General features: G+C 41.6%; 15 protein-coding genes and 1 tRNA gene. 9 read left to right on the top strand and 7 right to left on the bottom strand.

Going from position 1 to position 15,084, the window contains the following annotated elements:
• Positions 1 to 31: 31 nt before the first annotated feature.
• A complete protein-coding gene (gene pgk / locus SLS51_RS09055; RefSeq protein WP_323837545.1) occupies positions 32 to 1,195 on the bottom strand; it encodes a phosphoglycerate kinase in 1,164 nt (387 codons plus the stop codon).
• A gap of 83 nt (positions 1,196 to 1,278) precedes the next feature.
• Complete coding sequence (gene epd / locus SLS51_RS09050; RefSeq protein WP_323837543.1) at positions 1,279 to 2,298, bottom strand: erythrose-4-phosphate dehydrogenase; 1,020 nt, start codon at positions 2,296 to 2,298, stop codon at positions 1,279 to 1,281.
• A gap of 388 nt (positions 2,299 to 2,686) precedes the next feature.
• Here epd and SLS51_RS09045 point away from each other — a divergent pair, with 388 nt between their 5' ends.
• The 3 genes from SLS51_RS09045 (at position 2,687) to SLS51_RS09035 (ending at position 3,897) form a co-directional block, all read left to right on the top strand.
• Complete coding sequence (locus tag SLS51_RS09045) at positions 2,687 to 3,151, top strand: MarR family winged helix-turn-helix transcriptional regulator (RefSeq protein WP_323837541.1); 465 nt, start codon at positions 2,687 to 2,689, stop codon at positions 3,149 to 3,151.
• Between the two features lie 160 nt (positions 3,152 to 3,311).
• Positions 3,312 to 3,452, top strand: a complete 141-nt coding sequence (locus SLS51_RS09040; RefSeq protein ID WP_323837539.1) for a hypothetical protein — start codon at positions 3,312 to 3,314, stop codon at positions 3,450 to 3,452.
• 73 nt (positions 3,453 to 3,525) lie between these two features.
• On the top strand, positions 3,526 to 3,897 hold the full coding sequence (locus tag SLS51_RS09035; RefSeq protein ID WP_011145312.1) for an antibiotic biosynthesis monooxygenase family protein: 372 nt from the start codon (positions 3,526 to 3,528) through the stop codon (positions 3,895 to 3,897).
• Between the two features lie 105 nt (positions 3,898 to 4,002).
• Here SLS51_RS09035 and tkt read toward each other — a convergent pair whose 3' ends face one another.
• Positions 4,003 to 5,997: a transketolase gene (gene tkt, locus SLS51_RS09030; RefSeq protein ID WP_323837535.1), complete on the bottom strand. Its 1,995-nt coding sequence runs from the start codon at positions 5,995 to 5,997 to the stop codon at positions 4,003 to 4,005.
• 581 nt (positions 5,998 to 6,578) lie between these two features.
• Here tkt and SLS51_RS09025 point away from each other — a divergent pair.
• Entirely contained in the window at positions 6,579 to 7,268 is a 690-nt protein-coding gene (locus SLS51_RS09025) for a PAS domain-containing protein (RefSeq protein ID WP_323837533.1), read from the top strand.
• A gap of 534 nt (positions 7,269 to 7,802) precedes the next feature.
• On the top strand, positions 7,803 to 8,069 hold the full coding sequence (locus SLS51_RS09020) for a helix-turn-helix domain-containing protein (protein WP_011145309.1): 267 nt from the start codon (positions 7,803 to 7,805) through the stop codon (positions 8,067 to 8,069).
• 240 nt (positions 8,070 to 8,309) lie between these two features.
• On the opposite strand, the gene SLS51_RS09015 is transcribed toward SLS51_RS09020, so the two are convergent.
• A tRNA-Asp gene (locus SLS51_RS09015) sits at positions 8,310 to 8,386 on the bottom strand.
• Between the two features lie 129 nt (positions 8,387 to 8,515).
• A complete protein-coding gene (gene dnaQ, locus SLS51_RS09010; protein ID WP_323837524.1) occupies positions 8,516 to 9,262 on the bottom strand; it encodes a DNA polymerase III subunit epsilon in 747 nt (248 codons plus the stop codon).
• 57 nt (positions 9,263 to 9,319) lie between these two features.
• On the opposite strand from dnaQ, the gene rnhA reads away from it, so the two are divergent.
• Positions 9,320 to 9,790, top strand: a complete 471-nt coding sequence (gene rnhA / locus SLS51_RS09005; RefSeq protein ID WP_323837674.1) for a ribonuclease HI — start codon at positions 9,320 to 9,322, stop codon at positions 9,788 to 9,790.
• Here rnhA and SLS51_RS09000 read toward each other — a convergent pair.
• On the bottom strand, positions 9,787 to 10,503 hold the full coding sequence (locus SLS51_RS09000) for a class I SAM-dependent methyltransferase (RefSeq protein WP_323837522.1): 717 nt from the start codon (positions 10,501 to 10,503) through the stop codon (positions 9,787 to 9,789). The two genes, rnhA and SLS51_RS09000, sit on opposite strands and share 4 nt — an antisense overlap.
• 41 nt (positions 10,504 to 10,544) lie before the next feature.
• On the opposite strand from SLS51_RS09000, the gene gloB reads away from it, so the two are divergent.
• The 3 genes from gloB to SLS51_RS08985 all read left to right on the top strand — a co-directional run bounded on the left by gloB (position 10,545) and on the right by SLS51_RS08985 (position 14,375).
• A complete protein-coding gene (gene gloB / locus SLS51_RS08995) occupies positions 10,545 to 11,297 on the top strand; it encodes a hydroxyacylglutathione hydrolase (protein WP_323837520.1) in 753 nt (250 codons plus the stop codon).
• 71 nt (positions 11,298 to 11,368) lie between these two features.
• Entirely contained in the window at positions 11,369 to 12,730 is a 1,362-nt protein-coding gene (gene mltD, locus SLS51_RS08990) for a murein transglycosylase D (protein ID WP_323837518.1), read from the top strand.
• 709 nt (positions 12,731 to 13,439) lie between these two features.
• On the top strand, positions 13,440 to 14,375 hold the full coding sequence (locus tag SLS51_RS08985) for a 2OG-Fe(II) oxygenase family protein (protein ID WP_323837516.1): 936 nt from the start codon (positions 13,440 to 13,442) through the stop codon (positions 14,373 to 14,375).
• A gap of 207 nt (positions 14,376 to 14,582) precedes the next feature.
• Here the strand turns inward: SLS51_RS08985 and SLS51_RS08980 are convergent, their stop codons facing one another.
• The gene (locus SLS51_RS08980) at positions 14,583 to 14,954 is read right to left on the bottom strand and encodes an MFS transporter (RefSeq protein WP_323837514.1); all 372 of its coding nucleotides are present in this window, start codon (positions 14,952 to 14,954) and stop codon (positions 14,583 to 14,585) included.
• Between the last annotated feature and the right edge of the window lie 130 nt (positions 14,955 to 15,084).

Genomic DNA, 15,084 nt, shown 5'->3' with positions numbered 1-15,084 from the left:
AGCCAATCAGCCGCTACCCGTCATGACTTAATTACTGTTTTGCACGTTCTTCCAACATCACAACCGCAGGCAGTTTTTTCCCTTCCACAAACTCAAGGAAAGCACCACCACCCGTAGAGATATAAGAAATTTTGTCAGCAATACCGAACAAGTCGATCGCTGCCAGCGTATCGCCGCCACCGGCGATAGAGAAAGCATCACTATCAGCAATGGCGCGCGCGACAATTTCAGTTCCTTGACGGAAATTAGGGAATTCAAATACACCAACCGGGCCATTCCATAGAATCGTTTTGGCGTTTTTCAGAATATCCGCCAGCCGTTGAGCAGATTCATCCCCCAAATCGAGGATCTGCTCATCATCTTTAATATCGCGGGTAGATTTCAAGGTTGCTTCGGCTGTTTCAGAGAATTCTGTTGCCACACGAACATCGGTTGGCACCGGAATATCACAGCTTATCAGCAATTTCTTCGCTTCCGGGAGCAAGTCGTCTTCATAGAGAGAACGACCGACATTGTGGCCTTCCGCGGCAACAAAGGTATTTGCGATACCACCACCGACAATCAGTTGGTCAGCAATTTTAGACAGCGTATCCAGAACGGTCAGCTTGGTTGAAACTTTAGAACCGCCAACAATAGCCACCATTGGACGGGCTGGATTATCTAACGCTTTACCTAATGCCTCTAACTCTGCGGACAACAAAGGACCGGCACAGGCCACAGGAGCAAACTTAGCCACACCGTGAGTAGAAGCTTGTGCACGATGAGCCGTACCGAATGCATCCATGACATAAATATCACACAGAGAAGCATATTTTTTAGCCAAGGTTTCGTCGTCTTTCTTCTCACCTTTATTAAAGCGAACGTTCTCCAGCACAACCAGTTCACCTTCCGCAACATCCACGCCTTCCAGATACTCTTTTTCCAGTCGAACGGGGGAAGATAATTTCTCTTCTAGATAGTCTACTACTGGTTTCAGCGAGAATTCTTCACTGGATTCGCCTTCAGTAGGGCGGCCAAGGTGAGAAGTGATCATGACTTTGGCACCCTGTTTTAATGCTGCCTCAATGGTCGGTAAGGAAGCACGGATACGCGCATCAGAGGTGACTTTGCCATCTTTTACCGGAACGTTCAGGTCAGCGCGGATCAAAACACGCTTACCCGCCAGATCTAAATCGGTCATCTTAATTACAGACATGGTGAATCCTCTCATTGATTCTCTAAATTATTTAATCTTGCGCCGTGTGCGGATCTATATATGGACCGTCGATCAACAACAGATCATTTGAAACCCATAGCAGCCATTGCTAACGTTGTATCCAACATTCGATTAGCAAATCCCCACTCATTATCACACCAGACTAATGTCTTAATCAGATGTTGCCCACTGACTCGCGTTTGTGTGCCATCAACAATCGCGCTGTGGGGATCGTGGTTAAAATCCGTTGAGACTAACGGCAATTCGGTATAGTCAACTATACCACGAAATGAAGTAGCTGCTGATTTTTGCATTAATTCGTTGATTTTATTAACAGTTACTGAAGATTTTACCGTAACACTCAAATCGATAGCTGTAACGTTAATCGTTGGTACACGCACGGAGATAGCTTCAAAACGGTCACAGAACTTTGGAAAAATCCGAGTTATCCCTGCGGCCAGCTTAGTATCCACCGGAATGATAGACTGACTAGCCGCCCGAGTACGCCGTAAATCTTTGTGATAAGCATCAATCACCGGTTGGTCATTCATCGAGGCATGAATGGTTGTCACTGTACCCGATTCAATCTCAAATTCATCATCCAATAATTTAATGATGGGAATAATGCAATTAGTGGTACAGGAAGCATTGGACACAATGCGATCCTCTGCTGTCAGTAAGTGCTGATTCACACCATAAACCACCGTCGCATCTAAATCATGGCCCCCCGGATGAGCAAACAGCACTTTTTTGGCACCACTGGCAAGATGTGCCTGACCATCGGCTCTGCTACCATAAATCCCACTGCAATCAAGAACAATATCAATTCCCAGTTCTTGCCAAGACAACGTCGATATATCGGGTTGATGAAACAAACGAATATTATCATCACCAACCTGCAACACATCATTATTCAGACGCACATCCCAGGCAAAACGGCCGTGACTAGAGTCATATTTCAGCAAGTGAGCAATTCCTTCGGCATCTGCCAGCTCATTAACAGCAATAACCGCAATTTCAGCCCGACGCCCAGACTCATAAAGAGCACGTAAAATACTGCGCCCTATTCTGCCGAAACCGTTTATTGCCACCTTAATTGTCATGTTACTCCCTGAATATAGTTATTACCACGCAACCGCTTAGAATAACCGACTCAATCACTGATGTACTGACTGCTTATCACAAAATTGCCAAAACTGCGCGCAGAAAACCGCGTCAGACAATAAAATGAAACGATTCAGCTATAAATAATGAGATTACGGGAAAAGGGGATTGATAGCAATAGTCATTAATCGCAATGGCAAAAAGTGATCAACCTGCGAAGTGAAGGTACCGAAATTAATTGTTAGCAGAAAGAAACAATCCCACCGTTATTTACTCACAACTGCGACATTGATCATCAATATCACTTGTTGGAATATTGACATTCAATCTCAACAAGTGGAAACTGGTTGTCGTTTTTTGATGTACTTAAGGAAAAGGAAGTAAATCGTGTCAACCGAGAAAACTTCGGCGTTTGAGGTATTCACTGAGATCACATTGGCGGTATTTCGGCTCAACGCCTTACTGCTCTCTAAAGGGGATCAGCTCGTTGCCCCATTGGGAATCACGAGTGCGAGATGGCAAGTACTTGGTGCGATTGCGCACGCATCACGTCCACTTACCGCGCCTCAGATTGCCGCCGCAATGGGTATCACACGCCAAGGAGTGCAAAAGCAATTGAATCTCGGGCTGAATTCAGGGATGGTGAAAACCATCACCAACCCTCGGCATGAACGCTCACCGCTCTATCAACTGACCGAGCTTGGTTCGCGTACTTTTGATGCAGCGATATCGCTGGAAGCTGAATGGGTCGGATCACTGGTGCAATCCACCGATCCTAACGAGCTAAAAGTGACATTAAACACATTGATCAGCCTGGAGACGAAGCTGGAAGAGTCACCAGTGCCAAAATAGCACTATATAACATAGCACTACATAACATAGCACTACATAACATAGCGCTACGGATTCGTTTGTTAATAACGACAAAGAACGACCGAACAGTTATACCTTATGGATTTCAAGATGCATCGCGGCGGCAAAGGAGTGAATCCCTGGGAGCATAGCAAACTATGTGACCGGGGTGAGTGAGTGCAGCCAACAAAGAGGCAACTTGAAAGATGACGGGTATAAACGAAATACAACGTGGAAACAGCATGAATTAATGGAACACGTTTGTCTCTACGTTGACATGTTGCTGTCAAACACCGCGTAAATCACGCGACTCGCCTCGGCAGGATAGCAATACAAGCATAAATATATAAACACATAATTTTCAGGAGATAAAAATGGTCAAGCTAGAAGAAATGGACACCCACGTAACCCTGCGGGAACAGTTATTTTCGAACACCGATGGCTCCATCGTGCTGGTGAACATATTTCATGTTGATCCCTCAATGGCTGATACCCTAATAGAAACCTGGAAGGAAGATGCAGAATATTTCCGGTCTAAAGTAGGTCTGATTTCCGCACAATTACATCGCGGAATCGCTGGCAGTGGCACATTCATGAACTATGCCATTTGGGAGAGTCTGGAGCGTTTCCGCGCCGCATTCACGGACCCTGAATTCAAGGAGAAACTCGCCAAGTATCCTGATGGGATTGTCGGTTCGCCTCACGTATTCCAAAAAGTCGCCGTCCCTGGAATTTGCGTGGCATAAGCCGAGGAAAACTGCCACGATCCCTCTTCGATAACGATATCGTGCAGAAAAAGAGCGCACCTGTTCAACATTTACCTCAGGTGCGCTCATTTATGAAGTGACTAATTATTTCAGCAGAGCTTTAGCCTTAGCGACCACATTCTCTACAGTGAAACCAAACGCTTTAAACAGTTGATCAGCAGGCGCTGATTCACCAAATGTATTCATACCAACGATAGCGCCATTCATACCGACATATTTAAACCAGTAATCGGCGATACCCGCTTCGATTGCAACACGTGCCGAAACCGCAGCAGGCAGAACCGCTTCTCGGTATGCAGCATCCTGCTTATCAAAAGCATCAGTAGACGGCATGGAGACTACCCGCACCTGACGCCCTTCCTCAGTCAATTGGTTGTAAGCCTCCACCGCCAATTCAATCTCTGAACCGGTTGCGATCAAAATCAGTTCTGGCTGCCCCTGACAATCTTTCAGGATATAAGCCCCTTTCTCAATATTAGCCAACTGCTCAGCAGTACGTTCTTGCTGTGCCAGATTCTGACGAGAGAAAATAAGTGCTGATGGACCTGCTTTACGATCAATAGCGTATTTCCACGCCACCGCAGATTCAACCTGGTCACATGGGCGCCATGTGCTCAAATTTGGCGTCACACGCAAACTGGCAAGCTGTTCTACTGGCTGGTGAGTCGGACCATCTTCACCCAAGCCAATTGAATCATGGGTATAAACAAAGATGCTGCGAATTTTCATCAATGCCGCCATACGCACTGCGTTACGGGCATATTCAACGAACATCAGGAAGGTTGCACCATAAGGCACAAAACCACCATGCAGAGCGATACCGTTCATAATGGCTGACATGCCAAACTCACGAACGCCGTAATGGATATAGTTACCTGCTTGATCTTCGTTCAATGGCTTAGAACCTGACCACATCGTGAGGTTACTTGGTGCCAAATCAGCAGATCCCCCCATAAATTCAGGCAACACCTTACCAAAAGCTTCCAAGGCATTCTGGGATGCTTTACGGCTGGCAATATTGGCGGGATTTTTTTGCAACTGCTCGATAAATGCTTTTGATTCAGCTTCCCAGTTTGCCGGTAACTCGCCACCGGTACGACGTTTGAATTCAGCCGCTAATTCAGGATACGCTTTTTCATAAGCAGCGAATTTTTCATTCCAAGCGGCTTGTTTCGCATTGCCAGCTTCTTTTGCATCCCACTCAGAATAGATTTCCGCTGGAATTTCAAATGCCGGATAGTTCCAACCGAGTGCTTCACGAGTCGCCGCAATTTCCGCATCACCCAATGGCGCACCATGAGAATCATGGGTCCCCGCTTTGGTTGGCGCACCAAAACCGATAATCGTTTTGCACATTAGCAGAGAAGGTTTATCAGTAACTTTACGGGCTTCTTCGATAGCAGCGTTAACTGAATCTGCATTATGACCTTCAACACCGCGAATCACATGCCAGCCATAAGCCTCAAAACGGCTTGCCGTATCATCCGTAAACCAACCTTCAACATGACCATCAATGGAAATGCCATTGTCATCATAGAAAGCAACCAACTTGCCTAGCTTTAGCGTGCCCGCCAGAGAGCAAACTTCATGAGAAATGCCCTCCATCATGCAACCATCACCCATAAAGACATAAGTATTATGGTCAACGATCTCATGACCAGAGCGGTTAAATTGCGCGGCCAGAGTGCGTTCAGCAATTGCAAAACCGACTGCATTGGCAATCCCCTGCCCTAAAGGACCTGTCGTAGTTTCTACGCCTGAAGTATAGCCATACTCAGGATGGCCAGGGGTTTTAGAGTGTAACTGACGGAAATTTTTCAGATCATCGACTGAAACATCATAACCGGTGAGATGCAACAGGCTATAAATCAGCATAGAACCATGACCGTTAGACAATACAAAACGATCACGATCGGCCCAATGTGGATCAGTTGGGTTATGATTCAAATAATCACGCCATAAAACTTCAGCGATATCAGCCATTCCCATAGGCGCACCAGGGTGCCCTGATTTTGCTTTCTGCACAGCATCCATGCTCAGGAAGCGAATAGCATTAGCAAGGGTTTTACGAGTGGTCATTTTCTACTCCAAGTGGGATAAAAACGTTTAGGGGAATAATTTTCTCAGCACAGCGTACAAACCGCAATCTTTAAAGCCAAATATCAGGAAACTATCTTGATTTCATCTGAACGGCAATTCTTTGATTTGCCTTACTGCTCTACAATGAATTTCAGCATCATCAAAGTAATAAACAAACTCATTGTGCATATAAAGGGGTAAATTAATTAAACACAGCTATTGGTTGCAAATCAAGAGATACAATAACCAATTAAGAGGCGACACATTCTTGATTTATGGCAATTTTCAACGACTAAATTAACTGTTTATATTGTTCCAAATCAAAAACTAATATTATTTTAATATCAAAAATCAAATAAATAATTTAAAATAAAATAATACTTATAGTTATATTTTCTTATATAATGGTATTTTTACCTAAAATAATAAGTAATTTAATTAACAGATATAGATAAAATAAAAAAAATATTATTTTTTTGGCGAATTAATTATTGCAATCTATTATATGATCAGGTTATTTTAAATAGAACACATAAAATAGACATACAGATGATTACTTAATTAACAGCCAGGGTACTTTCATGTCAAATATCAAAAAAAGACCAAATAATATCACTCCGCAATTAATTTACATGTGGGAAAAAAGTCATGAGCCGTGGGGCGTTAAAGATCGCCAATCAAAATTTATATACGCAAATCCTGCTTTCTACCAACTGCTCAATTTGCCTGAAGATTTCGATATTGCAGGGCTTGCAACGGACGAATTACCTTCACCTATTGCAGAATATACAGAAGAATATTGTCGTCAGGATCAAAAAGTGATGCAAACCATGAAAACAGTCACTTCACTTGAGACGCACATTTTTGGGGGAAATAAAGTCAAGCAAACCTATCGCTGTAGTAAATACCCACTTTGTGATGAAAATGGGAACTGCATCGGCATCACGTTTCATATGTCCAAAGCCCAAAACTTTTCGACTGCTTACTATCATGAAAAATCACCTCCAGCGACTTTAGAATTTACACCGCCTAACGACATACTAACCCAAACTGAATGGGAAGTTCTTTTTCTAGCCCTTCGCTCACCGGATGAAGAGAGTATCAGCGAAGAATTAATGATAAGCACAGAAGATGCCATTAATCATATACAGTCAATTTATCAAAAATTTAATCTACCGCTGCATATAAAATTAGAAGATTTCTGCAAAGAAAATAAATTTGACCTATATATTCCAGAAAGATTCGTCACTATTGGCAGCCAAGAGTTGTAAGTTTCTATTAATTCAAATCTATAGGATATATACCCTATGGATTTCAAGATGCATCGCGACGGCAAGGGAGTGAATCCCCGGGAGCATAGCAAACTATGTGACTGGGGTGAGCAAGTGCAGCCAACAAAGAGGCAACTTGAAGGATGACGGGTATATATAGAATAGAATTTCTGGGTCGTGGTTTAAAAAAATAAGGAATTTTACTGCATTTATTATGTGAATACAAAACCATTAATAAATTATATAAAAAACGGCGTAAAAATATTCATCATAAATTATTATTTATTTAAGTTATTAAACTAAAAATATTTTTCAAATAAAATAATAATACTCTTTACATTCAAAAAAAACACCTTCAATATATAGGTTATATTTTTCCATAAAACAATCGATGCCATTATTCAGTATTCTCTCCGATAGCCAATTCAATTAACATTCATTGATAATCTGCACCTAATTACTACCAAACAGCAAGACATTGATAATTTATCTATTATCAATGTTTTTCTTACAATTAAAATTTGGGGATTATTTATGGATATTCAAGACTGGCATCCGGCAGATATTATTGCAGCACTGAGAAAACAAGGAACAAATCTTTCAGCCGTTTCCCGCAAAGCTGGATTAGCATCATCGACATTGAGTAATGCATTACATCGCCCGTGGCCAAAGGGAGAAGCATTAATTGCCACTGAATTGGGTTTACATCCATCAGATATTTGGCCATCACGCTATAAGCCTGGCAAAGAAAATAAATTCCTAATAAGAATTGCAGAAACAAGTACTATAGAAAGCTGGTAGCGTCTCTATGTCTTATTTCAATGCAATTTCATCATTGTCTATTATCGAGAGATTACTGAATGATATATACCCTATGGATTTCAAGATGCATCGCGACGGCAAGGGAGCGAATCCCCGGGAGCATAGATAACGATGTGACTGGGGTGAGTGAGTGCAGCCAACAAAGAGGCAACTTGAAAGATGACGGGTATAAGTACAAATGAAAAAGCCCCGGGCAACTACCCAGGGCTTCGGAATCTTTGGCGGTGCGGACGGGACTCGAACCCGCGACCCCCGGCGTGACAGGCCGGTATTCTAACCGACTGAACTACCGCACCGCGCAGTGTTCTGGTTAAGAACGAGGTGAATATTACGAATCCAAGATCATTCCGTCAATATTTTTTATAACAAAGTGGCGCACCAGATCAATTTTTCACCCAAAAAGGTAATTTATCGGCAATTTTATATTAACTTTGTCCAAGATTCATACGCCATAAACAGCTCCCGCCTTTCTTCTCCACTAAATCCAACCTGGATTCATGTGCAGCGAGCTCTTCATCCGTTGCATAAATAACTTTTAATGCTATTTGAGGCCGGGTAATACGCTGTATTTCAGAAACATTCGCACCGCTAGCAATCTCTCCTTCCATTGAAAAGGCAAGAGAAGTCTGCCCGCCTGTCATTATCAAATAGACATCAGACAATATCTCAGCATCGAGTAACGCCCCGTGTAAGGTTCGTTTAGAATTGTCTATATCATAACGATCACATAACGCATCAAGGTTATTCCTTTTCCCCGGAAATAGCCCTCTTGCAAGTTGTAAGCTATCAGTAATCTTGCAGAAATCCGCAGTTGGCGGAATATCACGATCCAGCTTGCCAAACTCATAATCGATAAAGCCAATATCGAAGGGAGCGTTATGGATAATCAATTCAGCGCCGCGAATAAATTCAATAAACTCATCCGCAATGTCAGCAAACAGCGGTTTATCCTGCAAAAATTCATCGCTGATCCCATGCACTTCAAATGCTTCAGGGTCGACCAATCTATCCGGCTGAATATAGACATGAAAATGGCGACCGGTTAAACGACGGTTAATAACCTCCACAGCCCCAATTTCAATAATCTTGTGCCCTTCATAGTGAACACCTAATTTATTCATACCGGTAGTTTCGGTATCAAGAACAACTTGTCGTGTAATTGCCGTGCTCATAATGCCTTTTTATGTCAAACTTAGGGTTTTGAATTGAATAAGAAGAGTCTACCAGATATGGGCAAGCAGGTAGAAATTTTCACCGATGGATCTTGTCTCGGCAATCCGGGGCCTGGAGGCTACGGTGTGTTATTACGTTATCAACAACACGAAAAAACCCTTAGCGAAGGTTTTTATCATACAACAAACAACAGAATGGAGCTCATGGCGGCAATTATTGGCCTGGAGACACTGACTCGCCCTTGCAAAATTGTCTTAACCACCGACAGCCAGTATGTGCGTCAAGGCATTACACAATGGATCCATAACTGGAAAAAACGTGGCTGGCGTAAAGCAGATAAATCGCCTGTCAGCAATGTCGATTTATGGCAGCGTCTCGATCAAGCCATTAGCCACCATGACATTGATTGGCAATGGGTCAAAGGCCACGCCGGACATGATGAAAATGAGCGTTGTGATGAACTGGCCCGTGCCGCAGCAAACTTGCCAACAGAAACCGACACGGGATACCTTGAAAATAGAGATTAATTACGCTTTCGGTAACACTTTGTTACGCCAACGGCATTACCCAATTTAGGTTTTAATCGCGCCACTTTTCTCTGGTTTAGTGTTAATGGCAGTGTACGCTTGCGAGCAATAATCAGACTGACACAGCCTAATACAGACAAGTGCCGATTAGAAAAACCTGTTTCATTTCGCCAAGGCAATACTTGAAAGCTGTCACGATACACCACTTCATAATTAAGCAAGCTCAACCAATCAAGTTGGCGCATCATGGAAAACATCCGGCTGCAATAGGGTTGATGACGCCATAATCCCGGTACTAATTTCCCCAAACCAAGCAGACTCAATGAATTAAAACCACTGATAATAAGCCAGCCATCATCAATCATCACCCGGTCAACTTCCCGTAAAAGACGGTGGGGATCAGCGCTGTAAGCCAGCATATGACTCAGTAAACAAGCATCAACGGACTTTTCTTCAAACGGCAGATGGTAAGGATCGCTAATCACCTGCATATTCTTGCCTTCCTTACCAACATTAATCTGATTAAAAATCGGACAGACATTACTGTCAATTTCGGCACTCAAATTACCGACTTTCAACAGGTGGAAACCAAATATTTTCGGCCACCAGGGTTGTAATTGGCGCTCCAAAGCGGCACGGTAATACTCCCCCCAAGGTAAATCAGCCCAAGAAGCCGGGGGATTTATATTCTGTATTGTATGTGCAGATTTCATGGCTTCTTCCTTAATAACCCGCTGTTAATAAGAGGTATACAATGGAGCTTATCAGCATTCCTGCCCTTTCGGATAATTACATTTGGTTACTTTGTGACGAAAATAGACATGTTGTCATCGTTGATCCGGCAGAATCACAACCTGTTCTTGATACCTTGGAATCTCGTGGTTGGATACCCGATGCAATTTTACTTACCCATCATCATCACGATCATGTTGGTGGCGTCCCTGGAATTATTGAGCGATTCCCTGAGCTACTAGTATACGGCCCAGCAGAAACCCAAAGCAAAGGTGCCACCATCATAGTATGTGGCGGTGATAGCATCAATTTTGGTCATTTTTCTTTCCAGATCATCGATGTTCCAGGCCATACTCTGGGGCACATTGCTTTTTATCAAGCGCCTTATCTCTTTTGTGGGGATACCTTGTTCTCTGGTGGCTGTGGACGTCTCTTTGAAGGCACCGCTGAGCAGATGTATACATCTATCGGAAAAATAGCTGAGCTGCCTGATGACACACTCATCTGTTGTGCCCATGAATATACCGTTTCTAATATGAAGTTTGCTCATGCTGTTTTACCCAATCAGACTATCAGCGAATACCAGCAAAAAGTAATCAGAATGAGGGAAAATAATCAACCAACAATACCAACCACATTACAAACTGAGAAAAAAATCAATATTTTCTTAAAATGTGATGATATTGATTTACAAAGAAATATTGGAATTACACCCAACTCTCAACCGCTTTCCGCCGTTTTCCGTCAACTAAGAAGACAAAAAGATCAATTTTGATTTATAGAGTTGCTATATCAAACCAAGATAAGTATTATTGGTCGTCTTTTAAGCGACTATAAAAATTAATTATGAAGACAAAAGCGATTCTGTTCGCATCTGTCTTGCTGGTTGGCTGTCAATCAGGGCCAGATTGGTCGACGACAGCCGGACAACGGGCACAGAATTCGTCTTCAACGAGTCTAAAGACAGGCAAGATAGCAACTGATGATACCAATCAGCTTGCTACCTACTGGGGAGAGGGTGATTCTGGCGCTCAGCATGAGCTGTGGGGATACATCCGTGATGAGTTGAAGATGAAGATCCCTGATAATTACAGGGTACGTGAACAACGAAATTATTACCTGAAAAACAAGAGCTATCTCCACGATGTAACTTTACGGGCTGAACCGTATATGTACTGGATAATCAGGCAGATCAAGCAACGCGATATGCCGATGGAACTGGTACTGGTACCCATAGTGGAGAGTGCTTTTAACCCGCATGCTACCTCACACGCCAAGGCCGCTGGTCTGTGGCAGATTATCCCGGATACGGGTCGCAATTACGGTCTTACTCAGGATAAATGGTACGACGCCCGTCGGGACGTTGCCGCATCGACAACTGCCGCCCTGAATCTGTTACAACGCCTGAATAAAATGTTCAATGGTGACTGGTTATTGGCTATTGCTGCTTATAACAGCGGTGAAGGCCGTGTTATGCGCGCAATAAAAGAGAACCAAGTAAAAGGTAAGCCAACGGATTTTTGGTCACTATCACTACCACGGGAGACTGCGCTCTATGTGCCTAAAGTTCTGGCACTCAGTGATGTCATCCGTAACAGCGATAAATATGGCATTACGCTGCCGAAATCCAATAATCAGCGGGCGCTTGATCAGGTTGATGTCGGTCAACAAATCACGCTGTCTCAAGCCGCAGAACTGGCGGGCATGTCCCTGACATCGATTAAAGCCTACAACTCTGGGTATAAGCGAGGAGTGACATCACCTAACGGCCCACATTACATCATGCTGCCAAAGGCAAAAGTTGATCAGTTTAAAAACTCGCTGGCAAATAAAACAGTTTTGAGCAATATTCGCCAAGAAGTTGCTAAAAACAACCACCGACTGAGTAAACAAAGCCAATATAAAGTTCGTTCAGGTGATACATTATCCGCTATTGCAAAGCGGTTTAATGTTTCCATCCGTGAATTACAGCGCCTGAATAATCTGAAAACCGCCAGATTGTTAAAAATTGGACAATTATTAAGGGTAAATAATGACAATGCTATTATTTACCGTGTACGCCAAGGTGATTCAATTACCAGTATAGCTAAACGTCATGGTATCAACATTAAGGATTTAATGAACTGGAACGATGGTATAAAAATAACAGATATCAAGCCAGGAATTGAACTAACGCTTTATATCAATGAATATCATGATGAAGCATAAAATTTTTCCTGCAACTATTTGTTGTTAAATAAACATAATAGACGGCCCTCTCTTAGGGCCATTTCCCCTATTAAGTAAAATAAAACGAATCGATGAAAATCACATAACCAATTGATAAATATAATATTAAACCATTAAAATCGGATTAATTATCAATATCGCCATGATGTTAAACATGCTATTTAAGCAATAGCATTTAAATAATATACAATATAATCACAATAAAATATTAATTACAGGACTTAATGAGAGTTATAAAAATATCATTGGTAAACTATCACATTTAATAACAAATAATAAAAGCAATAAAACATCATCAAGTAATTTATAAAACTTTCATATTAACAATCGATTAAAAAAACATGACTCTATTATCGCCATTTATATTTCCATTATTTTTCATATATAAACCATCAAATTCTTGTAATATTCAAAAAGTCAGCTAGGATAGTTAATAATCAACATCAATTACTTTGCCGAATAGTTACTTAACGTTTTAACAAATAAACTTGTTAATAGAATTATCCAGACTTTAATATAACGAAAAAATAGATTAATACACTATAAGAAAATAATATAAGAATATACCCTATGGATTTCAAGATAACGGACATATAAGAATAAACACCACATGTAGTATTGTTAATATATATTTCCGAGATACAAAAAAGAAACAAAAGTTCTGTCACCACAACTAAGGACTATCATTATGACAACATCATCAACAATGCGAACGCCAATCAAGCTACCACCAATGCCATCAGAAAGCGAAGCCTCAAAAACATATAAATCAGCAGACATGGCACGCTCCTATCTAGAGGGAGATGATCTTATTTTTACTGACAACGACGGCTTTAACCGAGCCCTCCGGGATGGTTTTTTCCTCCTGAAAGCACCATCATATATGGATTTTGAACACGGCGATCGATTTGCATACCACTTCTTTGAACCCGCCACAGAAGGTGACCTTCGCCCCTATACGGGATTCAAATCATATACTTTTCCCAATTATTACGAAGGTTATTTCAGCAGAGAACATGATCAGTGGGAACAGTTCCGCCTCGAACGGGAACACTGGAACCTTATGCCATCAGAAGTCGCAACACTAGGTCACCATATGGCACACATCGGTATATGTGTACTACGCTCTGTGCTAACTTATGTTGGTATTCCTCGTCGTGACTGGGAACTCGTCACCGATGGTATTTCAGAAGGGCGAGGAAACCTGATGTTATCGTTTAACCACTTCCGCTCAGAGAAAGCCACCCGAGGCTCTAAATTTCATCGGGATTTAGGATGGGTAACCGTCCTAAGATCGACTGAACGTGGCCTATTGGCTTACATAAATGATGAGCTTTTAGCTATTGATCCTGTTCCAGGATACCTAATAATTAACTTTGGTAGTTCGATCGAAGTGCTGACAGAAAATTTAACCCCGAATGTTCGAGCCAATATACATGGCGTTGCTCGCACAGAAAGAAATAGGCAACGCGATAGAATGTCATATGTCATGTTTTTAGTTAGCGATCTGGCTGGCAATATCTACAAATATGGCCCCAACGGCCCAATCAAAGTTCAATCTGTTAAAGAATTTACTATCCAAGAAATGAATCGGACATACGATGATGATAATGACGCTTTATAGATATTTTCTGCACAATAAATCAGAATCATAAAACGGATTTGAGCTGACAGATACCTTTATATCGGTGTCTGTCATATCGATTCAAAGCTAATTCAGATAAAATTTCTTGAAAGAATTTAATAATAATTGCTATTGCTGGAATTAAACTTTCTAAAATTGTGTTTTTTGTTCACTGGGTTCCCACAATAGTAAAAGGGTAAAACGGTATCATGACGTGAATTTACGATTTATTAAAACAACCATAATTACGGTTAAAAAAATACCTACAAATGTTGTAAAAAAAACGATGCTTATGGAAAAAAAATAAGATATTGCGGAACCTATCAAAGGGCCAATAAACATGGAAAAACCAACAGAAATTGACGTTAAGCCAAATATTTTAGCCGAGTTATCATTAGTTGCGAATTTCTGCATATAAATGGTAATAATAATATTATTCATGGACGATCCCATTCCTATTATTGCCATTGCTAAAAATATAAAAAATAAATTGATTTTATCAGGAAATAAGTCGTTAAATTGATTTGCTATTCCTATTAGAAGATACCCCGTTCCCCACAAAAAGAATGAAGATAACATAGTATTTAAAGATATGTTAATCCGTCATTCCGCACCGTATTTCTGATTTAAAAATAGTGTGATCTTACACAGGTTTTTTGTATTGATGACATCGGTGGGGTTGACGGTAATCGCCAATTTTGATCTATTA

This window comes from Photorhabdus africana, assembly GCF_035181445.1.
GTDB lineage: Bacteria > Pseudomonadota > Gammaproteobacteria > Enterobacterales > Enterobacteriaceae > Photorhabdus > Photorhabdus laumondii.
The sequence above is the reverse complement of the archived record's forward strand: the minus strand, read 5'-3'. Positions and strand labels throughout refer to the sequence as shown.

Excerpts from the sequence above, each read along its gene's own strand:
- pgk (WP_323837545.1), bottom strand. The coding sequence starts at position 1,195 with ATGTCTGTAATTAAGATGACCGATTTAGATCTGGCGGGTAAGCGTGTT.
- epd (WP_323837543.1), bottom strand. The coding sequence starts at position 2,298 with ATGACAATTAAGGTGGCAATAAACGGTTTCGGCAGAATAGGGCGCAGT.
- SLS51_RS09035 (WP_011145312.1), top strand. The coding sequence starts at position 3,526 with ATGGTCAAGCTAGAAGAAATGGACACCCACGTAACCCTGCGGGAACAG.
- tkt (WP_323837535.1), bottom strand. The coding sequence starts at position 5,997 with ATGACCACTCGTAAAACCCTTGCTAATGCTATTCGCTTCCTGAGCATG.
- SLS51_RS09025 (WP_323837533.1), top strand. The coding sequence starts at position 6,579 with ATGTCAAATATCAAAAAAAGACCAAATAATATCACTCCGCAATTAATT.
- SLS51_RS09020 (WP_011145309.1), top strand. The coding sequence starts at position 7,803 with ATGGATATTCAAGACTGGCATCCGGCAGATATTATTGCAGCACTGAGA.
- dnaQ (WP_323837524.1), bottom strand. The coding sequence starts at position 9,262 with ATGAGCACGGCAATTACACGACAAGTTGTTCTTGATACCGAAACTACC.
- rnhA (WP_323837674.1), top strand. The coding sequence starts at position 9,320 with ATGGGCAAGCAGGTAGAAATTTTCACCGATGGATCTTGTCTCGGCAAT.
- SLS51_RS09000 (WP_323837522.1), bottom strand. The coding sequence starts at position 10,503 with ATGAAATCTGCACATACAATACAGAATATAAATCCCCCGGCTTCTTGG.
- gloB (WP_323837520.1), top strand. The coding sequence starts at position 10,545 with ATGGAGCTTATCAGCATTCCTGCCCTTTCGGATAATTACATTTGGTTA.
- mltD (WP_323837518.1), top strand. The coding sequence starts at position 11,369 with ATGAAGACAAAAGCGATTCTGTTCGCATCTGTCTTGCTGGTTGGCTGT.
- SLS51_RS08985 (WP_323837516.1), top strand. The coding sequence starts at position 13,440 with ATGACAACATCATCAACAATGCGAACGCCAATCAAGCTACCACCAATG.
- SLS51_RS08980 (WP_323837514.1), bottom strand. The coding sequence starts at position 14,954 with ATGTTATCTTCATTCTTTTTGTGGGGAACGGGGTATCTTCTAATAGGA.